Here is a 25,133-nt window from a genome sequence, read left to right as displayed (position 1 = left end):
CTAAACATTGATCAGCACTACCTTGATATCCGGTAAGGACTGCTTCACAGTTTTTTAGCTGATCAATGTTGTTGATGCCTTTAACTAGCTCAATCAAATCAGAGGCAGGGAAAGCTTTACCTGTCCAACCTTGTTTGTATTGAGTATGGTTAGAAAACTGTACTGTATGTAATGGCCAAACTTCAAACCCCATACGTTGAAGAGGAAATACTGCAGAACTGTTACCAGCGTGACCGTAAACAACATGTGACTGTATTGATAGAATACCTTTCATCGAGGTTCCTTATAACTATCGTATATTTATAACTATCGTATATATAAGTATACTTTACATGTGCTGATATCAGAAACCTAGTCATTTTATATCGTAATTATTCCTTGCAAAAATGCAGACTATTTATTGTTCGACAAAAAACGATAATTTCATTCAATGTGCAATATATAGAATAAGTTATCTAATTGTAATCTGTTTTATTGGTTATTTTGTTTGTTTTTTGAACACATAACAGGTTTTTATGTATTTTTTTGATAGTTATTTTTTTGTTTAAAAACAATTAGATATCTATTTATTAAGTGGTTATCCACAATTTATTATCGAATTTAATAAAAAAAATATTTACAGCATCAAAAATAGACGTTAATGTTCGATCCGTCTGTTACTCAGACCTAATGTGTTTTAAATAAAACCACAATGTCATTTCTAATCATTGTTATCCGTTTATGTTGCAAACGTAGTAGCAGTGCAAGGCTATAAGAAGGGTGATCTTATAGTTAAGAAGTAGTAGGTCAATGAGTAAAGCTCTATACCAAGGTTAATTAACCGTTTGGTATAAAACTATTTAAACTCAAATTGATAGCCTCAAATATATATGCTGATAAAAAAAGCAATATTTGGGCGTAAAGGAAATATAAACTATGACTTCACAAACAGGTATTATTCGTAGCTTCAACCCAGTTGAAAAAATTGGTTTAATTACTAGCGATCTTGGTGGCGATATTCGTTTCGACGCTTCACAAGTTTGCAGTCGTTCACAACCTTCATCTGGTAGTATGGTTGAATTTACGTTAGATGATTCAAGCAATAAACTTAAAGCGGTTAAAATTCGTTTTATCTGATTTAGTTAATGAGTTGAATGTTTACTGAAAATGTAACGTTCCTCCATAATTAAATAAATAATCCCGGCCTTGGTCGGGATTTTTTTATTTGAGTAATTACAATGCTAATTCTAATGGATAATTAAAGTATTATTACTAATAATACTGATATCATTATTGCGTATTTTGATGAAATATTAATATTGTTAATGGAAAATACAGATACTGTCATTATTGATAATATGATAAAACTGCTGAGTAAGTAGTTTGATGCTTAAAAAAGGTAGAAAAAATGCATGAATTGACAGAAAGTGATTATGATATTCTTCACGCTATGGAAAATATTGTTGATGGTATTGCGGCAATGTGGGGGGAGCATACTGAAGTCTTATTGCATTGTTTAGATTCCCGCCATCCGTCAATTATGAAAATTGCCAATGGACATATTACGGGACGTGAAGTTGGTGCACCAATCACCAATATTGCATTAGTAAAGTTAAATGAAGGCAAAGATGTTTCTGATGCTTATATTACTAAAGCGCCGGACGGTAAAATGTTACGTTCATTAACAACAGTGATCCGTAATAAGCAGCAGCAAGCGATTGGTTTACTCTGTGTTAATTTTAATTTAGACGCACCATTTCAATCTATGATCCATAGTTTAATGCCAACAATTGGTACTTATTGTGATCATGGTGTTACCGCAGAAACATTTGCGCGTAATAGTGATGAAATGATGCATAGTTCGATTGAAAATGTTCGTGAGCAGGTAACGAGTGATAGTTCGATCCCTCCCTCAAAGAAAAGTCGAGAAATTGTAACGCGATTACATGATCTTGGTATTTTTGATCTCAAAGACAGTGCTCAAATAGCAGCAAAAGGGTTGGATATTTCCATTCATACTATTTATCGCTATTTGCGAGAAATACGTGCAAATTAAATATGTAATTAAACAATGACATTATTTCATCGGATAGTGTCATTGTTTATTATTATAAATAATCGATAACGTTTTTATTTTAAAAAAACATATTTTTTTATATTTTTCATGATGTTTCTTTAATTGATACTCTGCTTATTTTAGACCTTCCGCTACTCATTAATCCCCATCAATAAACGTGCTTAAATAACAGGCGTGGTTTTTGCATTCTTTTTCGTTCCCTGATTAACTACGTTGGTTGAGTTATGGAAAAGATGAAAATTATCCGTAGAGTATTAATGCTTGTTTGCTTTTGTGGCGGGTTGTTGTTCAACACCTCGATTGCTCAGGCTCAACAGTGTTCTCAAAGTTACGCTTCACCGACAACTTCTGGCGGTAATTACTATTTTGATGGTGATGGCGGTAATGGCTGGGGAACCCGAAATATCGGGGTTTATAATACCAATTTAACCGGCGGTACTGGCTCTGGTGGTCGAATAATTATTAGTGCCAATTGGGGGTGGAACAACGGTAATCAGTGGACTAGCCGTGGTGATTTTACAGAAACAATCAGGATACGGGTTAAGGTTAATGGAACTACCGTTGCTGAATTAGTGACCCCAAGTGATAGCCAAAATAATGCAACTTTATCGTCACAAGGTGGCGCTTCAATGTTGAGTGGTGGCGGTAATGTTGGTGTAACAAGTTTTGGTCAATATCCTCATAGTTCACAAATATTATTACCTTCTTGGATGACATCGATTACCAGTATTCAAATTGAAGGAACCCAAACACCAGCATCGGGTGGTTCATCAGGCGGAGCGGGTGATGACGGTGGTGTAAGAGTTAATACCTCTGGTTATGCGTGTAACTTCGAAGCAACAGATGCACCAAGTAGTTATGGCGTTGCTCGTCATAATGTCGATTTAACCGGAATTAATTTGCGTTTTGGGACGAATGTTAGTTTTGAAACTGCAAATCGCAATAGTGCATTAGCAAATTCAGATACTTTTGATGATGGTATAACTGGTTTTCCTCAGTCTGAAATTGATGCCGGCACAGGGGCCGTTTCAGTTTCTGCTAGCGTTTATAACAATACTGGCTCACCGCGTACATTTGTTGGCTGGGTTGATTGGGATCAAGATAATGCCTTTCAAGCTGATGAAGGTGTCGCGATAACGGTTCCTGCTGCGGGCTCTTCTAATGCAGATTGTACTAATACATCAGGATCTAACTTTACGTGTAATGTCGATTATATTGTTGATGTGGCAGATCGAAGTAATACTGGATATTTTTTCTCTCGGTTTAGAATCTCAAATGCGGCATTAACGACGTCAACAATTTCAACCACAGTTGATAGTGGTGAAGTGGAAGATTATCGATTCTGTATTGGTTGTTTTGATATTAGCGGTACGGTTTATTTAGATGAAAATGGCGACAGTGATATTTCCTCTGATAGCGTAACGCCAAATGAAGTAATAGTAAGACTTTATCGTGATGATGATAATGATGGTGTGCCGAGTGCGGGCGATACTTATCTACAACAAGTGACTACCGCAAGTGGCGCTTATTCTTTCACTGAACTACCGATTGATACATATTTTGTCGCAACAGCGCCACCGACGAATAGCACTGCGATTTCCGAGCAAACTTATGCGGCCAGTAATACCTATACCAATGCTTTTTGTGATAGCAATGGTGATGCAACCTCAGGTGATACACCTTTAACGGCTTCTGGCGCTTGTTATGGTGGTATTGATGGCGATCGTGCTGATGCAATCACCAATTCAACTACGCGTGAACACATATCTAAGGTTGATTTGTCATTTACTTCAACCAATCAGACTAATGTTGATTTTGGTTTCTCATATAACGTTGTTACTAATACCAATACATCAGCGCAAGGTTCTTTAAATCAATTTATTATTAATGCCAACAGAATTGTTGGCGCTAATGAAATGCGTTTTGTACCAACAGTTCCTGCAAACGATACTGATCCTGCTGGCGATTGGTGGGTTGTTTCTCCAACGACCTCTTTAACTACAATAACGGGTACTAATGGCGCAAATACTATCATTGATGGTACGGCATACAGCAATGCTGACGGTACAACGATCATCGATTCAAATTCAGGTAATTATTCAGAAGCGCAAACCGTCGGTAGCTCTGATGGGTGTAGTGTTGAAACCATTCCTGCATTAGCGAAGCCTGAATTACAAATTGATATGCCAACTAACGCCAGTGCTTATGCCGCTGAATTATTAATTATTAATGCGGATAATACTACAGTACGAAATGTCTCTCTTACTGGCGGTTCTTTAGGTATTAATATTTACTCGGCGGGCATTACTGACACCTTAATTGAGCAAAACTTAATTGGTATTGATCCTGCGGGTAATGATGCGGTTATTGGTCAAGAAACCTGTGGTATATCATTAGGATGTGCGGGTATTGCGATTGCAAATGCAGGTAATGGCTCGCTTAATGGTGACAGTGGTATTATTCGTTATAACGCAATAAAAACAGCCCATAATAATATCACCTTAAATAATTTAAATAGCCAAACCAATGTTGTTAATTGGCAAGTAATACAAAATCAATTATTGGGTTCAACCTCGACCACAGCAACACCGTATCACAATGTTTATATTCGTTACGGTGTGCCTGCTTATCTTAATATTGCTGGTAATATAATGCGTGATGCAACCAGCGATGCAATATATCAACGTAATACATCGAATGTTGATTTATTCCAAACTATCACCAGTAATAACATTCAAAATGCAGACGATAATGGAGTGCATTTCCAAAGTGGTCAGCTATCGATAATCGAATGTAATATTATTCATAATAATGGTGATTCAGGGGTTTCTATTGATGGTAATACCAATATTGAAGGGTATTTAATTACTAAAAATAGTTTTGATAATAATACTGATAATGCCATTGACCTTCATAATCTCGCAACGGGTGAAGGCGTTTCACTAAATACTGATTTATGTAATAACGACACGGGCACAGGTGCCAATAATAATGTAGCTCGCCCACAAATTACTTATGCTTTTTTAGAAGGCGCAAATCTACGTGTTATTGGTGATATGTGTGCCACGGGTGAATTTACTTTTGAAGTCTATAAAGCGAGTGTTGGTACCGGTGAATTGGGCAGTGATGGGTTAAATGCAGGTGAAGGCTTAACATATTTAGGCAGCATTACGAGCCAATCAGGTTCAACATTTGATAGTTTATTTGCAACGTCGAGCATTAATGTTGGCGATGAAATTACTGTCATTGCTCAACGTACGACAACGGGTGGGAGTGGTGAATTACAAGATACTTCAGAATTTAGTGCCAATATTGTTGTTGATGTTGATAACAAAGACTGGGGTGATGCACCTGATACATCGATGTCAACCGCAATGGGTGATTACCAAACATTAAGAGCTAATGGTGGTGCCAACCATATTGTTATTGATGGTGATACTGATAATAACCCCGATCTGTTTTTAGGGGTGTTATTAGATACTGATATTGATGGGCAGCCTACTACTATCGCCGATGGTGATAATTTAGTTGATCTTGCTGATGAAGATGGCGTGACTGCGAATGGTATTTATGTGCTCAATCGTGACCGCGATATTGAGATCACAATTGGTAAGGATCCTGATTATGCGGGTACTAGCTTCCATATTTATGGCTGGATTGACTGGAACCGAGACGGTGATTGGGATGATGCAAACGAACAGATAATTAGTAATACAACAGCCACCGTTGGTATGACAACTTATACCATAACGACGCCTGTGAATGCTATTTTAGGCAATACCTATGCGCGTTTTCGGTTATGTTCAACCAATGATTGTAATACGCCCAATGGCCCAAGTATTGACGGTGAGGTCGAAGATTATGGTGAAGTGATCATCAGTATTGATTTCGGTGATGCGCCAGATACCGGGGTCGGTATTGGGACGGGAAATTATCGAACCACGTTAGCAGATGATGGCCCTCGTCACTCTATTGATGATGACTTATTCTTAGGAACCAATGCAACAGATACTGAAGTTGATGGCTTACAAAACGTTACCGCCTCTGGTGATAATTCAGACGGTATTGATGATGAAGACAGTTTATTAATTCAACCGTTAACCAGTGGCGCAACGGTTTATAATACGCAAACAACGGTGACGAATACTTCTGGTGCTGATGCTTATTTATATGCATGGTTAGATGTGAACCGTGATGGTGAATTTGATCGTGATGAGTTTATTTCAAATGGTGCAGGTCCAGGTGGTGCGATAGTTGTTGTTAATGGTGCAAGTGCAACCGCGATGCCATTATCTTGGGGGACAATTACACCACCAACCAATAATACTACAGTATATTTACGTACACGTTTATCGCCGGTTGCACTAACTGATGCTGTGACAGGGGCTGTTGAAGATCCACGCTCTTATGGTTATGTTGATGGCGGTGAAGTTGAAGATTATGCTCTACAAGTTGCCGATCAAGATTTTGGTGATTTACCAGATAGTTTTGATACGTTAGGACTTAGCGGCGGTCCTTACCATGGTTTAAGTAATATCAGTAATCTCTATATTGGTAATACAACTATTGATAGTGATGGGGATGGTCAACCAACGCCAAATGCGGATGGTGATGATCTCACTGGCAGTGATGATGAAAATGCCTTTAGTACTCCAACCCCTATTTTACCGTTAACAGCGACCAATTATTCTGTACAAGTGCCAGTTCGTAATAATACTGGTGTTGATGCTTACCTTTATGGTTGGTTAGATTGGAATCAAAATAACCAGTTTGAAGCGGCAGAATATGTTGCAGTAACAGTACCAACAGGTACAACAGTATCATCACCTATTACATTAACGTTTTCGGGTATTTCAGGACAAAGTGATGGTAATGCAGCACTGCGTTTACGTTATACCACCGCAGGGTTAGCTAATACAGGTTGGGGCGGTGCTGCACCTGATGGTGAGGTCGAAGATCATTATGTTCTTGTTGGTAGCTATGATTTTGGTGATGCGCCAGATACTGGTGTAGGTGTTGCTGCTAATAATCAACGTACATTATTGAGTGATGATGGCCCTCGTCATGGTCTTAATAACCAACTGTTCTTCGGTGCCGCTATTGATGCTGAACAAGATGCAAATAATCCTGCCAATAGTGCTGATGGTGATGATCTTGATGCCAATGGTGATGATGAAGATGGCGCGCTGTTAATTCCACTTCATTCAAGTGCAACGTCATATGATTTACCCGTTACGGTTACCAATAATACTGGTAGTGATGCCTATATTTATGCATGGATTGATTTTGACCGTACAACAGGTTTTGATCGCGATGAATTTGCTGGTGGCGCAGCGGGAGTTCCGATAACCGTACCGACAGGCACCAACAATGGTAACGTCACTATTTCATGGAATAGTTTTCCTGGTATTGCCATTAATACTGATGTCTATATTCGTTTACGTTTAACCTCTGATGTATTAACTGATTCAGCGACAGGCACTGCCGAAGATCCGCGTTCATTTGGTATTGCCACTGATGGTGAAGTTGAAGATTATTATTTACGGGTTGATACCTATGATGGTGGTGATGCGCCAGATAGTTACGATACGTTATATACCAGCAATGGTCCGTCGCATTATCACAATAATCTCAACTTGTATATTCGTGATGCGACTCATGACAATATTCATGATACCGACGGCCAACCAACGCCAAATGGTGATGGTGATGATAACGATGGAACAGATGATGAAAATGCGGATTCTCTAACGCGTATTCCATTATTAGGGGTATTAGATACTACATATACCTTAGGTGTGCCACTTTATAATGGAACAGGTGCCGATGCTCATCTTTATGCTTGGATTGATTTTAACCAAGATGGTGATTTTGCAGATGCTGGTGAATTTACATCATTAGAAAATCTTGTAAATAGTACCAATACTTCAGCACAAACAACGCCAACAACCGAATTAACTTGGACGGGTATTTCAGGGTTAACTCAAGGTAGTACGTTTGTTCGTCTTCGTTTAACCAGTGATATTTTAACGGCCGATGATTGGGGTGGTATCGCTTTAAATGGTGAAGTCGAAGATCATCAAATATTTATTGGTGATTTTGATTTTGGTGATGCACCAGATACCGCAAACGGAGTGAGTGCGAATAATTATCGGACTAACTTTAATGATCAAGGTGCTTACCATGGTTTAGATGCGGCTGTTTATTTAGGTGCTGCCGCGCCAGATACTGAAAATAATGCTAATACACCAGCTATATATGCACTAGGTGATGATCAAGATGCGAACGGTGATGATGAAGATGGTGTCTTTATTTTACCGTTACACAATACCGCAACGACTTATGCTCTTCCGGTAACAGCAACCAATAATAGTGGCGCTAATGCTTACCTTTATGCGTGGATTGACTTTGACCGCAATGGTCGATTCGACCGTGATGAATTTGTAGGAGGCGCTGCTGGTTCTCCAATCACAATAGCAACAGGAACAACAAGTGCCACACTTGATGCCATTTGGGATAGTTTCCCAGGTATTGCAGTGAATACTGATGTTTATGCACGATTCCGTATTACTACTGATTTATTATCCGATTCTGCAACGGGAACAATAGAAGATCCTCGCTCTTATGGTGGTGTTACAGATGGTGAAGTTGAAGATTATTATATTCGTGTTGATACCTATGATGGTGGTGATGCGCCAGATTCATATGACACGTTATATCTAAGTGATGGCCCTGCCCATTATCATGTGAACGCTAATCTTTATATTCGTAGTGCAACCCATGATGATGCCCATGATACCGATGGTTTGCCAACAGTAGGCGCTGATGGTGATGATAATGATGGTGTTGATGATGAAGATGTTGATTCGTTAACAAAAATTCCATTGCTCGGTGTTTCAGATACGACATATACGTTAGGAGTTCCGCTTTATAATGGAACTGGCGTTAATGCTAATCTTTATGCATGGATTGATTTTAACCAAGATGGTGATTTTGCTGATGCGGGTGAATTTACCTCACTAGAAAACATCATTAATGGTACCAATACCTTAAATCAAACGGCACCGACAACTGAGTTAGTTTGGAATGGTATTGGTGGCTTAACCCAAGGCAGTACTTATGTTCGTATTCGTTTAACTAATGACACGTTAACGGCTAGTGACTGGGGTGGTTTTGCCTTAAATGGTGAAGTAGAAGATCATCAAATCTTTATTGGTAATTATGATTTTGGTGATGCGCCTGATACTGCTAATGGTGTTGCAGCTAATAATTATCGTACGACGTTAAATGATGGTGGCCCTTATCATGGTCTGAATAATAATTTGTATTTAGGTGCTGCGGTACCTGATACAGAAAATGACGCCAATGCACCTGCGATACTGGCATTGGGTGACGATGATGATGTCAATGGTGATGATGAAGATGGTGTCTTTATTATGCCATTACATAACTCCGTGACTAATTATGGTGTGCGCTCGGTTGTAACCAATAATACAGGCAGTGATGCATATATTTATGCATGGATAGATTTTGATCGTAATGGTCGTTTCGATCGTGATGAATTTGCGGGTGGTGCTGCGGGCGCGCCGATAGTTGTAAATTCAGGCGTGTCTAATTTTGTCGCCAATATTAATTGGAATAGTTTCCCTGGTATTGCTAATAACACCGATGTTTATGTGCGTGTTCGTTTAACCAGTGAGTTATTAAGTGATGCGGTTACAGGAACAACGGAAGATCCACGTTCATTTGGTGGTGCGGTTGATGGTGAAGTTGAAGACTATTATTTACGTGTCGATACCTATGATGGTGGTGATTTACCTGAAAGCTACCAAACATCATACAGTAACGGCGGTCCAGCTCATTATCATACCAATGCGAATTTATATATTCGAGATGCAACCCATGATAATAATCATGATGAAGATGGACAACCAACGGCTGCTGCAAATGGTGATGATAACGATGGCACTGATGATGAAAATGCTGACAGTTTAGTTCCACTTCCTATTTTAACATTGACGGATACCAGTTATACCGTAGGGGTTCCGCTTTATAACGCAACAGGGGCTGACGCAAATCTTTATGCTTGGTTAGATTTAAATCAAGATGGTGATTTTGATGATACTGGCGAGTTTGCTTCACTTGAAGGGCTTGTTAATGGAACGAATACTTCAGCACAAACAGCCCCAACGACTCAGTTAACATGGGCGGGTATCAGTGGGCAAACAACAGGTGATATGGCGTTACGCCTTCGTTTAACATCTGATATTTTAACGGCGACAGATTGGGGTGGAATTGCCAAAAATGGTGAAGTTGAGGATCATTATGTTTATGTAGGCGATCCCGATTTTGGTGATGCGCCAGATACCTCTTCAACAACGGCGGCGAATAACTATCAAACACTCTATAACTATTTTGGCCCTTATCATTTATTCGTAGATGGTTTGTATATTGGTAATACGGCGCCTGATATTGATGATGGAACATTACAAGATATAACCGCAACTGCCGATGATCTTGATGCAACCGATGATGAAGGACCAATTACATTACCGCCATTATTTAATGGTATGGATTCATACAAAATTACTGTGCCAGTTACAAATACGACGGGTAATATTGCCACCTTGGCAGTATGGATTGATTTCAATCGAAATGGTCAATTTGATGATAGTGAAGGACAAATTGCAGTTGTGCCAACGGGATCAAGTAATACGCCAGTAGAGCTTGAGTGGGCGACGATTCCTGCTGTTACCAACAACACAACCTCATTTGTGCGTTTACGTTTAACTAACCGTTTAGTAGGGCAAATCAGTGATATTTCATCATTAGGCGGTGAAGCGGGTGGTGAAGTTGAAGATCATAGTATTTTCTTTGGTCTACAAGATTTAGGTGATGCGCCTGCGAGTTATCTAGTTGATCCTTTATTAGGTGGTCCTCACCATATTATTACCAATAACACCAACTTGTATTTAGGTACTTCAACTATTGATGGTGATGAAATTGTATTAGCGTCTGTTGATGCTCTTGGTGATGATAATAATGGTAGTGATGATGAAAATGGTACCAGCCAACCATTAACTTCAATTCCGATTAACGGTTCAAGCCATAGCTTAGATCTCACAGTACGTAATACAACAGGTAATGATGCCTATCTAGCGGGTTGGATTGACAGTAACCGTAATGGTATTTTTGATGAAATCGAAGGCCGAGTTGATGTTATTCCTACGACTCAGAATGGTGTTTATACTTATTCATTTGATTCAAATCAGATGCAAAATCTCTCTGTCGGTAATACCTTTATTCGTTTCCGTTTAACGACTGATCCATTAACAACGACCGATGTTGGTGGCCGTGCGTCAGATGGTGAAGTCGAAGACTTTATGATTCAAATTGGTGGTCAAGATTTAGGTGATTTACCCGATACTTCTTCAGCAACGGCGGCAAATAATTATCAAACCAATCTAACCTTTGGTGGGCCTTATCATAATGTTGCTGCTGAGCCTAATCTATATCTAGGCACTGTAGCGCCGGATGTTGATGGCGCAACGCCACAAAGTTCAGATGCCACAGGCGACAATGTTACGGGTGTTGATGATGAAAATGCTTTAGCTAATATTGCCTTACCTGATTTAGATGCCGGTGATAATTATGATACCAATATTACGGTGACAAATAGCTCAACTTCTACGGCATATCTATATGCGTGGATTGATTGGGATCGTGATGGTAATTTCGAAAATGATGAGATTGCACAAGCATCAATTAATAGCCTTGGTTCAACTCAGGCTATTAATAATGGTGTGATAACTATTCCTGCGAGTACGGGGACAGAGACTTATACCGTTACTTTTACGACAGACACTGCATTAGTGGATGCAAGAACTTATGGCGTACGGTTACGATTAACAACAGAGTTACTCACTGATGGTGATGCAACAGCAACCGTTGATGAGCGTTCGTTAGGTGCCGCTCAAGATGGTGAAGTTGAAGATTTCTTTGTCACAGCTGAAAACACAGATTTAGGTGATTTACCCGATTCATACTTAACTTTACCTGTTAGTGGCGGCCCGGCGCATTACTATGTGAGTAACCTGTATTTAGGTGCTAATAATATTGATGATGACGATCAAGCATACCCAGATGCAGCGGCATTAGGTGATGATAATACGGGTGTTGATGATGAGACTGGATTAGTTGAGCCATTGACTACAGTTGCTACCAGTATTACTAGCTACAGTGTTGATCTTGCGGTTTACAACTACTCGGGCTCTAATGCAACGTTAGTCGCTTGGTTAGATACCAATCAAGATGGTAGCTTTAGTGCAGATGAGGTTGTCGATGATCTAAATGTCGTTGCGACAAGTACACCATTTAGTAACGCTACATTTGCGTCTGATAATTTGCCAACCAGCAGTAATAACTTAACCAATAAAGTGACATTGACTTGGAACGGTATTTCAGGATTAACACAAGGTTCAATGGGACTGCGTATTCGTGTTGCTAATACCAGTTTAACCGCCAATGATTGGGGTGGTATTGCCCAAGGTGGTGAAGTTGAAGATTATGTCGTTTATGTTGGTCAATTTGACTTTGGTGATGCCATTGATAGTGCGGCTAACATAGGTGTTAATAACTACCGCACCACTTTGAGTGACAATGGTGCTTATCATGGTATCGATAATACGATATTGATGGGTGCTTTACTCGATAGTGAAAGTGATGCCAATGACCCAACTACTGCCTTTGCTCAAGGCGATAATATTACTGGCAGTAATGATGAAGATGGTGCGTTTATTCCACCATTAAACAATACCAATACGACCTACAATATTCCTGTGACGGTAACCAATAATAGTGGCAGTAAAGGGTATCTGTATGCTTGGATTGATTTTGATCGCAATGGTCGATTTGATCGTGATGAATTCTTTGGTGGTAATACCGCTGAGCCTAGAGAAATTAATACCGGTAACACTAATACAACAACAAACTTAGGTTGGAATACATTCCCAGGCATCGCAACAGGTACTGATGTTTATATTCGTATTCGTTTTACAACTGATTTATTAGCTGACACAGAAAATGGCGCCATAGTTGAAGATCCACGTTCTTATGGTGGCGCGAGTGATGGTGAAGTTGAAGATTATTATATTCGAGTAGAAACCTATGACGGTGGTGATGCTCCTGATACTTATGACACCTTATACACCAGTGGTGGACCTTACCATCGTCATAATACCGCTAATTTATATATTAGAAGTAATAACCATGATAATGGTCATGATCAAGATGGTCAGCCATCTAATGGTGCGGTCGGTGATGATACCGACGGTATTGATGATGAAAATGCCGATGATCTCACTCCATTCCCAATTTTAGCCGTTGCAGATACCACTTATACTGTTGGTGTTCCTCTTTATAATGCGACAGGCAGTGATGCACATTTATATGGTTGGATTGATTTTAACCAAGATGGTGATTTTGCTGATGCTGGCGAGTTTACTGAATTAACCTCGATTGTAAATGCAACCAATACCAGTACTAGTGCAACGCCAACAACCCAATTAACGTGGACCGGAATCAGTGGATTAACCGCAGGTAGCACCTATATGCGCTTACGTTTAACTAACTCTGTTTTAACTGCTAATGATTGGGGTGGCGAAGCTATTAATGGTGAAGTGGAAGATCATCAAATATATATCGGGGCGCTAGATTTTGGTGATGCTGAAGATGGTGTAGCTGGAACCGCAGCAGGATCGGGCGATTACCGTTCTCGTTTAGCTGATGATGGTCCATATCATGTTATCAATAATAATATTTATATTGGTAATAGTGTGCCTGATAGTGAAGCTGATGCTAATCCAAGCAGTGGCCCAATTAAGGCTGATGGTGACGATACCACAGGCAGTGATGATGAAGATGGCGTGACGTTACGTGCATTAGATAATTCACCTGTACCTAGTAGCTATACTGCTGCGGTTAATGTCACCAATAATACCGGACAAGATGCAACGTTGTATGGCTGGATTGATTGGGATCGTAATGGTCAATTTGGTTCAGATGAAGTGGCCGAAGTTATCGTACCTACGGGCACTAATGGTTCGGTTGATATTACATGGAACAGCTTTACGGGTATAGCAACAGGCTTTACGTTAACCCGTTTCCGTTTAACAACTGATGGATTAGTCAACGGTAACAGTGGTGCAGCAGAAGATACCCGTTCATTATTTGGTGCCAGCGATGGTGAGGTGGAAGATCATTTAATCTATATCGGTGATCAAGATATGGGTGATGCGCCTGATACTTATCAAACCTTAAGTGCCAGTGATGGTCCATTCCACGGACGTAGCAATAGTGCCACCGTTTATCTTGGTACGGCAACGATTGATGCAGACACAGATGGTCAACCAACCAGTGATGCTTCTGGGGATGATAACAATGGCAGTGATGATGAGAATGGTTTATCTCAACCATTAGCAAATATTGCGATTGCAGCCACCTCTTATAGTGTGCCTGTTACTTTACGTAATTCTGAGCTTGCCAGTAATCCGGCAACCTTAGTCGCATGGCTTGATACTAATCAAGATGGTGAGTTTAGTGCTGCTGAAGTTGTATCAACCATCAATTATGATACGACAGGCGATGCGCCATTTAGCACTGATAATATTCCATACTTTAATGGCGTTAAAACCGCAGTATTAACATGGAATGGTATTTCAGGCTTAACAAATGGCTCGATGGCATTACGTATTCGAATTAGTTATCTGACAGATCTCACCGCTAATGATTGGGCAGGTCAAGCGTTAGATGGTGAAGTTGAAGATTACATGGTCTTTGTGGGTGAGTTTGATTACGGTGATGCACCTGATGAGGCGGTGAACGTTGGTGTTAATAATTACCGTACAACCCAATCAGATAGTGGTCCATTCCATGGTGTTGATAGCAATCTGTTTATGGGTACAGTGCCAGATGCAGATAATGATGCTCAAACACCGACGATAGCATTTCAAGCATCAGGCGATGATATTACAGCTAGTGATGATGAAGATGGCTTAATTTTACCACCATTAACCACAACCCAAGGTAGCTATAGCGCAAATGCTATGGTGACGAATAATACTGGCAGTGATGCTTATATTTATGCTTGGATTGATTTCGATGGTAATGGTCGTTTTGATCGTGATGAATTTGTTGATAATGGTACAGGTACTGGTGGTGCAATTGTTACTTCAACAGGCTTAACAAATAGTTCTGTTGAGTTGGATTGGACGGCAACAACAGGATTAGCCGCTGGTCAAAATCGCTATATGCGTGTGCGTATTACTTCTGAATTATTAGCCGATAGTGCAACTGGCGTTAATGAAGATCCTCGTTCTTATGGTGGCGTATCAAATGGTGAAATAGAAGATCACTATTTATTGAGTGATAGCGTTCGATATGATGGTGGTGATGCCCCTGATTCATACCTTGTTCGTTTTGCTGACGGTGGTCCAATTCATCCTATTAGTACTACGCTACGTTTAGGTACAGCAACCACTGATGGTGAAGATGCTGATGGAAGTAGTGATGCGTTACTTGATGATATTACAGCCACTGCTGATGAAGATGGTATTTCATTACCGACATTAGCCTTAAGCGCAACCAGTTATACATTGGATGCAAATGTACTTAATAATACAGGTGCAAATGCGGATCTTATTGTATGGATTGATTGGGACCAAAATGGTGTCTTTGATGCCGCTGAAGGGCAAGTTATCAGTGCTACTTCAAACGGAATCAATACTGTTTATAACCCTAGTTGGAACGGTTTAACACCTGTGACTGCGGGCTATTATTTTGGACGAGCACGTTTAGCGCCCAATAGTGATGGTTTAACAGTTTCTGATGCTGGTGGCACCGCAACATCGGGTGAGGTTGAAGACTTTAGAATCTCAGTATTAACCGCCCAAGATTGGGGTGATGCTCCAGATGCTTATCATACTTTAGCTACAAATAGTGGTGCCAATCATGCGCCTTCAACAAACCTTTATATAGGTACAACAGCGGCTGATGCTGATGTTGATGGTCAACCAAGTGTGGCAGCTGATGGTGATGATAATAATGCTACGGCGGATGAAACTGTTCCGACTTTCCCTGTACTTTCTCCGTCAATGACAACATGGTCATTTGATACCACGGTAACAAATAACACTGGCGGTGCAGCAACACTGCATGCATGGGTTGATCATGACTTAGATGGTGAATTCCAACTTGATGAGTATACCAGCGTTGCGGTTGCTGATGGTGCAACGGATCTTCCAATTAGTGTCGCTTGGACTAATCTATCTAATGCCGAAGGCGGTAATGTTGGTGATAGTTATGTTCGTTTACGTTTAACAACCGATACATTAGTTGATGATGGCACGACAGCCATTGATGAACGTTCACAAGGCGCAGCGACCGATGGTGAGATAGAAGATCATTATCATAAAGTCACCTTCCACATGTTAATTCAGCAAGATTCAGGTGCGATTGAATATACATTACCCAATACGGCAAATAATACTGTTGCTCTCATGGAAAATAATTATGGGGTTGGTTATGTAACTTACGATCTTCTTGTTCCAACAGATAATATTACCACTGATTTCACGTTACGTGATTATCAATTTATTCTTTATCAATCAGATCTAGCGGGTGGAACCAGCCCTGATACAACCGCAGAAATTGATGCGTTATTAGATTATCGTAATCAAGGTGGTGTACTACTGTCTCTTGTTGAAGGTGATACATTTGCTGATGCAACCACGACCCGTATTAATGCATACATGGGACAACAAGTAGGATTCCCTGGTACAAGTGCAACGGGTTTTGCAGGGTATGCTGGACCAACAACACTACCTCGTTTTCATCCATCTGATGGCCCTGGTGCATTATCAACCCAAGCAACAGTAGCAACTACGGGGACGCTATCAACGATTACGGGTATTGATCATCGTAGTGTTATTTATACGCTGCCAACGGTAACAGGCTCTTGTAATAACGTTGATGCGATGGCGTGGCTAATTCCATACGATCCAACCACAACCGGTGGTTATGAATATCCTCGAACGCATACAGGTCCATGGGTTGGTTCTGGTGAGCGTCAATTCTATTTTACTCCTGCTTATGTTTCTAGCAATCTTACGCCGTACCAAGCGTTAATGGATTTTGTGTATGACTACTACGAAGATCAAAGTGCATTCTTAGCGCGTAATAATTGGTTAGCTGATGATGCCAATGTGAATGGCAATTGTTCAAATACAGAGCTTGATTTTGATGATTTACCAGATTCAGGGGCAGGCACTGCGATAGGCGATTATGTAACAGCATTCCAATTTGATGGTCCTCGTCACCAACTTGGTGCCAATATCTTTATGGGGACGGCGCCAGATGGTGAAACTGACGCCTATGCAACGGTTGCAGCCAATGGTGATACTGATGATGGTGTCGAGATATTACCGTTATCGAGTACCGCTACTCAATATTCAGTGCGTGTTACTACCACCAATACTACGGGTACCGATGGTAATGTATATGCGTGGGCTGACTGGAATAAAAATGGTGATCTAGAAGCATCTGAAATGCAGACTATCGCTGTTGCTGATGGCGAAACTGATACTGTAAAAGTACTGACATGGCCAATCACAACGGCTATTACCAATGGTGATACTGTTTATGTTCGTGTGAGAATTTGTAATACCACCACTGACTGTAGTACTGCTATTGGTGAGGCAACCAATGGTGAAGTTGAAGGGTATGCGATTTCTGTGTCAGACAATGTTGATTTTGGTGATGCGCCAGATACGTATTTAACCTTAGCGGGAAGCGGTGGCCCATTCCATTATGGTGATACGTCGTTATTCCTTGGTGATCAAGCCAGTGATGGTGAGCCTGATGGTATACCAACAGCAACAGCAGATGGTGATGATACCAATGCTTCCCCTGATGATGAGGATGGCGTTAATGTCATTTCACCGATTAACATTAATGCGAGTGATTATAGTCTTACCGTTGAAGCGTCAAATACTTCAGGATCAGTTGCTTACCTCGCGGTTTGGATTGATTTTGACCAAAGTGGTACCTTTGAGGCTGGCGAAGGGCAAATTCAAATCGTACCTGATGCCTCTTCAGAAGTGCAATATGTATTTAATTGGACAGGGCTAACAGGATTAACGGCGGGAGTTACCTATTCACGTATTCGTATTACTAATGATGTGTTAACAACATCGTCAATGGGTGGAATCGCCACTAATGGTGAAGTTGAAGATCATCTTATTGTCATGGGTACATTTGATTTAGGTGATGCGCCAGATACCTATGGAACCGATCGTACTAATGCCAGTGGTGAGGGTATAGGCCCAATGCATATTCCAAGTGCAACCATTTTCCTTGGTACCAATGCTACGGATGCTGAAGCTAATGGTTTTGTGGATGGTATCGATGATAATGGCCTTGCTCAAGATGATGACTTAGCGGGTGTTAATGATGAGGATGGTGTAACTATTCCGGCTGTAATGTCGGCAGAGCCAAGTAGCACAGAAACCTTAACGGTACGTGTACATACTGATGTTGATGCCACTGTTTATGCATGGCTAGACTTTGATCGTGATGGTGTGTTTGATGTGGCGACTGAAGCTGCAACGCCAGTGAGTATTACGGCAGTGAATGACGATACTGACGTTACATTAACCTTTACGACACCGAATGATGTGCTTGATGGCGGTAGTTATGTTCGTGTTCGTATTTGTTCAACCACAACGGTATGTTCAACGCCTCATGATGTAGCGAATGACGGTGAAGTTGAAGATCATCGTATCATTCTTGATGTTGCTTATGATTATGGTGATGCGCCTGAAACCTTAGGATATAACACCTTATTTACCAGTAATGGTGCGCGTCATCGTATTGGTAATACGACATTAAGCTTGGGTTCTGTTATTGGTGACGGTGATAGTGACGGCTTTGGTGACGGTGTTGATGATAATGGTGATGCAACCGATGATGATACGTTAAATATCAATGATGAAGATGGTATCTCTACGGTTGGTTTCTTATCTCAAGGTGCTACAAGCTTTACTCAAGATGTGATTTGTAATGATCATAATGGCACCGCAGATATGGGTGCAAATGTCTATGCTTGGGTTGACTTTAATGCTGATGGTGATTTTGCTGATAGTGGTGAATTTGCTCTAGCGGCTTGTACTGATGCCGATGCAGTTACTGATGGTAGTGCGTCATTAAGTTTCCCTTCAATAAATACCACTACTGTTGCAACTGAAACCTACATGCGTCTTCGTATTACATCTGAAACATTAACTGTTGATGATTACAACGGCACGGCTATTAATGGTGAAGTTGAAGATCATCAAATTCCAATTTTAAAAGGACCAATTCAACCAATAACCCCTGCGGTTGTGATAGCGCAATGTTTGAACTCTGGCAATATTGAAGGTGTTTCAGGTACACCTGTTGATATTACGGGTGTGGTTAATACTTATTACCCAGCAACGGCAAATGCATTAACGGGCACGAATAGTATTACGCTTGGTACGGCAACAGGTAATACGACAGAGACCTTAAATCCAGGTGATCGAGTGATGATCATTCAAATGCAAAATGCCTCAATTGATACCACTAATACCGATAGTTATGGTAATGGTGTTGCAGGTGGGTATGCCAGTGGTTGGACGGATTATGGTACGACTGGGCAATATGAGTTTGCGACCGTTGCTAGCTTTACCGATCCGACTTTAGTATTAAGTGAAAATTTAACGAATAACTTTACTGCTGACGGAAATAGTTCTTTCCAAGTTGTACGTATTCCAATGTATGAAGATGCACGTTTAACTGGCACGGTTACGTCTGCTGACTGGGATGGTTCTAGTGGCGGTATTGTGTCGTTATATGTCAATGGAACATTAGATCTTAATGGCAATACTATTGATGTTAATGGCAAAGGTTTCCGAGGTGGTACATTAAATACCGGAAATGGTATCGCGACTGGACTCAATTATGTGATGTCGGCAACCAATATCGATGGTGGTAAGGGTGAAGGTATTGCTGGAACCCCAGTTAGCCTTGGTGGCTTAGGTTACACTAATGGGGATTATGGTATTGGTGCGCCAGCAAATGCTGGTGGTGGTGGTAATTATAATTCTGGTGGCGGTGGTGGTGCTAACGTCGGTCCTGGTGGTCGCGGTGGTAATTATGGTAGCTCAACCAGTTTCTATCCGGGAGAACCTGGAACAGGTATTGGGCTGGCTGATCCTACTCGCTTAACCCTTGGTGGCGGTGGCGGTGCAGGTCAAGAAAATAATGGTGTCGGTCGTGATGGCGCTGATGGTGGTGGTATTATTTATATCACTGCTAATACGGTGACAGGAACAGGTACTATTAATGCCAATGGTAATACTTCACCAAACGCTGGTGGTGATGGTCCTGGTGGTGGTGGTGCGGGTGGCTCTGTATTGGTATACAACACCGATGGTGCATCTCTATCAACACTAACCGTTAATGCTGTCGGTGGTAATGGCGCCAGCTCATCTGGTGGTCATGGACGCTCCGCTGGTGGTGGTGGTGGTGCTGCTATCTTTAATAGCTCTGGTGCTACTGCTAATGTCAGCGCAGGTACTGCAACATGTTCTGGGCAGCTATTATGTGGCGATGACGGTGGTGATGGTCAAGTGATCAATACTGCGACATTACCAACAGCGCCTGCCGTGTGTAGCTTTGAACTGTCTGGTTTTGTCTTTGATGACAGCAGTACCGCCCCAACTTTAAATGGCATTAAAGATGTAGCAGAAGCGGGTCTTGGTATTGCTGTTCCGGTGATTGCTTATAACACCACAACCAGTGAGTGTTTTGTTGCCACAGCGGATGCAATAACGGGTGCTTACTCAATGACTATTCCTGGTGGAAACTATGAAGTTTATGAAGCAGCACTTGAAACTGATTTAGTTAATCCAATCTGTCCACCAACCATTGGAACGCTAGATCCAAATGCTGGTGGTTATGCTGGTGCGACAATTGGTGATCCAATCAATGTCCATTCTAGCTCACCTAACATTCAATCAGTTGCGTTAACAACGGATGTGAGTGATGTTAACTTTGCTGATTTCACGATTGTGACGTTCCCAACTTGTAGTAGTGATGGTTATTTGTTGCGTAATAGCCCAACCGATATTACTAGTATTAATTTGGCTATGGGTACAGTAACACCGTTATATGATGATGTTCTGCCAACAGGCACTGGTGTCTTTGGTGGTACGGGGTATAACTTTATTACCAATACACTCATCGGCGATAACATTAAAAATAAAGACACTGTTTTAATGGTTGATGGTGCAGGATCTGCCTTCGTGTTACCAATTATAGGAAGTACGATGGCAATCAATAACTATAACAGTGGTGATATCGATGATAACGGTGTTCTATTGCTGATGCATAATAGCGGCACCAGTATGTATCGCATTGATGTTAATCCAAATAGCAGTACTTACTTACAGCAAATTGGTGAAATTACAGTTTCTGCTCCAGTGATGGCTGATATGGCGATTAATCCTATCGACAATATGCTTTATACCTTAACGCCTACGGGAAATTTAGTGAAGTTTGATCCTGTAACAGGGGCGCGAACTAATTTGGGTTACGTTGGTATTAATGGCGAAACTGGCACTGGATGGGGTGCGGTATACTTTGATGATCAAGGCTTCTTCTACGCAGCTCAAAATCCAAATCCTGGCCGTATTGTTCGAATTGATATTTCAGACCCAAGTCTTCCATCTGGTGGTTATAGTGCAGTCAACTTCACTCAGATAAATGCTGCAACCAGCCAAAATGATGGTGCGCGTTGTCGTTTCGCTCCACTGCCGTTAGATTTTGGTGATGCGCCTGAAACTACTGGTTACCCTACAACGTTGGTTAATGATGGTCCTCGTCATTTAACTGAAGAAACAGGGTTATATATTGGTTCGGTAGCGGCAGATAATGAAAATGATGGTCAGCCAGATGCTGATTATGCAGGTGATGATAATAACGGTACAGCTCCTGATGATGAAGATGTATTAAGTGCATTAATTACTGCCGATGTATCAAGTCCTACTGTGACGCAAACCGTTCCTGTGGTAAATACAACAGGCAGTGATGCGTATTTATCTGGTTGGATTGACTTTGATAATAGTGGTTCATTTGATGATGATGAAAGTGCATGGGTTATCGTGCCAAATGGTGCCACATCAGCAACATTGACATGGAATAATGTGGGTACTTCTGGGGCAAATATCAGTAACAGTGTGGTGGGTTATCGTTTACGTATTAGTTCTGATTTTAATACAACAACAAATACGCCACTAGATGCTGATGGTAATGTCTTCCCAGATCCTATTGGGCCAGCACCTGATGGTGAGATCGAAGATTATCGAGTATTAGTGTCAAGCCTTAATGGTGATAATACTTGTGACATTATTGTTGAAACAAAAGGCGATAATACCAGTGGTTATGATTTTGCGGAATTTGATCCAACCACCAATCCTGCCCAATTAAATAATATTGTGAGTCCTATTGTTATTAATGGTTATCCAAATGCTGAAAATATTAATGCTATTGGTTTTAATCGCCTAAGTGGTTTGTTTTACGGTACTTTTATTGATGGAAGCTCTACTAATGACGATGTGATTTTATTTGTAACGGATCGTGATGGTACTGAATTTGTTTCTCTTGGTACGATACGATCTGATGGCGTACAGAGTATTATTCATTCGATACATGGAACCTCTAATTTTGCTAATAATCAAATATTATCTCGATTAGGCGGTAGTTCAAATATTAGTTATCCTGTTCGAGGTGATGTGTCACCTGATGGGCAGTATCTCTACATTATGAATGGGAATTGGGATTCTCTCGTTCGTATTGACTTAAATACTCAGACGTTTACGACGATCACATTGTCTTCAACACCAGCTATGGGTGGCGATTTCTCCTTCAGCTCGAATGACGGTATGTTATATGGTGTTGATCTACCAGGTGGTAACTATATTCAAATCAATCCAACTACAGGAGCGGTGACAATAAATCCTCTGAACTTCAACGGGTTACTTCCTGTGACGAATACCGGTAGTGCTGGGGCGGGGGGAACCATTATGGATGATGGTATTATGCTTTATGCCTTTGCTAATGGTGGTGATCACGATACCGATGGTGATAATGCTCACGATCTGATTGATAAGACGGCAGTTTATCAATTGAATGTGATTACTGGTGAGTTGATGTTTGTAACTGAAGGTATTGATGTCTCGGTTCAAGGTAATGATGCTGCTGGTTGTTACTACGCACGAGACTATGGTGATGCACCTATTTCTTACGGTGATGCTTTCCATAATTACTCTGATACAGGCAATGATGGTGATGCTGCGCTTGATGGTGACCAAGACCTCACGTTGGGTGTTAATTGGGACAGTGAGTTTGTTAGCCAGTTCTCCCTTGATGCAACAGGCGATGATCTTCAAGCTTCTGATGATGAAGATGGCGTAACTCTTCCTGCTAGTATTACGGTTGCAACATCTACTCCAGTGACCGTATCTGTGCCACAAGCTGCGGGTTTCTTAAATGTATTTATTGATCTCAATGGCGATGGTGATTTTGCTGATGTTGGCGAGATGATTATTGAAGACCAATTGATTACAGCAGCCACAACGAATCTTGATTTCAATTTAGATGCAGGGCTTACCGCAGGTTATAACGGCGATACATTTGTTCGTTTCCGTTTATGTAGTACGGCAGCAACGTGTAATTCTCCAATAGGTGAAGCCGCTGATGGAGAGGTAGAAGATTATCAATTTGAGTTAATTAATCAGATTGTGCTCAGTGGTTTTGTGTTTGAAGATAATGGTATCTCGGGCGCAACTGCGGCTCATGATGGTATTTTTGATGGTGGCGAAGTTGGCATTGGTAATACAGTTGTGCGTGCTATTTATAACGGCACAGGTGCTGGTGGATTTACAACTGGTGATGTTGTTGCAACAACGGTGACATCGGGTGATGGTGGTTATTTATTAGTCGTACCAGTATCACTTGCTAATGAAAATCTTGTACTTGAGGTGGTTAAACAAGCTGATTGGATTGATATTAGTGAAGCTGACGTGTCAGCGCTTACTCAAGTCACCAATACCAGTGTTATTGATAGTCAGATGTTAATTAATGCTGCTGCGGGTGATTACTTAACGGGCTTAAACTTCGGTAAAGTGAAAGAACCGCGTATGGAGCCTGATAACTTTACTGAAACTGAGCCGGGTAAAGGAGTGCTCTTTAGTCATAAATTTACAGCTGAAACCGCAGGTAGTGTTAACTTTACCATTATGAATATCTCTACGGAGCCCGCAAATGACGGTTGGAGCGCAATACTGTATCAAGATAATGACTGTAATGGTTCAATTGATGGGGCTGATAGCCAGATAGCTAACCCTGTCGCTGTAAGTGGTGATAGTAGTGTTTGTTTAATCAGTAAAGTATTTGTTCCTGCTGATGCACCATTAAATGCACTTTATCATTATGATATTCAAGCAGATATGACGTTTGAGGATAGTGTTGCAACAGGTCATGGTGTTACTCGACAAGTGATAGATACCGATACTGTTCGTGCTACTTTCGCTGGTGCTGGTGAGTTGAAGCTTAATAAAACAGTGGAAAATCTGACTCAAGCGACTGGTGTAAGTACCAGTAATGACGGTAAACCGGGGGATATTTTAGAATATTCTATTGAGTTTACCAATGTGGGGAGTGGGCCAATAACAGAAGTCACAATATTTGATACTACACCTGCTTATACTGACTTAACGTTAGCGATTGATTGTACATCTGGTGTTCTACCTGCTGGTTTAACATGTAATGTATTAACACCAAATGGTGCAAATATTGCGGGTTATGAAGGTGAAGTACGCTGGGAAATGACCGGAGCCTTAAATCCTAGTGAAACTGGAACTGTTATTTATCAAGTTACTATCAAATAGTGGAAACAGTACTAATGTTAGCTAATTGCTAGCATTAGTCATTACTTCCATTC

The 25,133-nt window shown here is 40.9% G+C and carries 3 protein-coding genes and 1 pseudogene; 3 read left to right on the top strand and 1 reads right to left on the bottom strand.

The genetic code is table 11. From position 1 onward, the window contains the following. Positions 1-274, bottom strand: a pseudogene (locus Q0V26_RS05675) (pyridoxal kinase); the annotation flags it as partial. 641 nt (positions 275-915) lie between these two features. Here Q0V26_RS05675 and Q0V26_RS05670 point away from each other — a divergent pair. From Q0V26_RS05670 to Q0V26_RS05660, 3 genes are all read left to right on the top strand, one after another. After that, the gene (locus tag Q0V26_RS05670; RefSeq protein WP_036792228.1) at positions 916-1,116 is read left to right on the top strand and encodes a hypothetical protein; all 201 of its coding nucleotides are present in this window, start codon (positions 916-918) and stop codon (positions 1,114-1,116) included. A 271-nt stretch (positions 1,117-1,387) separates the two neighbouring features. Continuing rightward, a complete protein-coding gene (locus Q0V26_RS05665) occupies positions 1,388-2,035 on the top strand; it encodes a PAS domain-containing protein (protein WP_045035467.1) in 648 nt (215 codons plus the stop codon). A 245-nt stretch (positions 2,036-2,280) separates the two neighbouring features. Beyond that, complete coding sequence (locus tag Q0V26_RS05660) at positions 2,281-25,080, top strand: GEVED domain-containing protein (RefSeq protein ID WP_297479077.1); 22,800 nt, start codon at positions 2,281-2,283, stop codon at positions 25,078-25,080. Positions 25,081-25,133 lie beyond the last annotated feature (53 nt).

Origin of the sequence: uncultured Photobacterium sp. (assembly GCF_947039875.1) — a bacterium.
Taxonomy (GTDB): Bacteria; Pseudomonadota; Gammaproteobacteria; order Enterobacterales; family Vibrionaceae; genus Photobacterium.
Note: the sequence above shows the minus strand (reverse complement) of the source record. Positions and strands in the feature narration are given on the sequence as shown.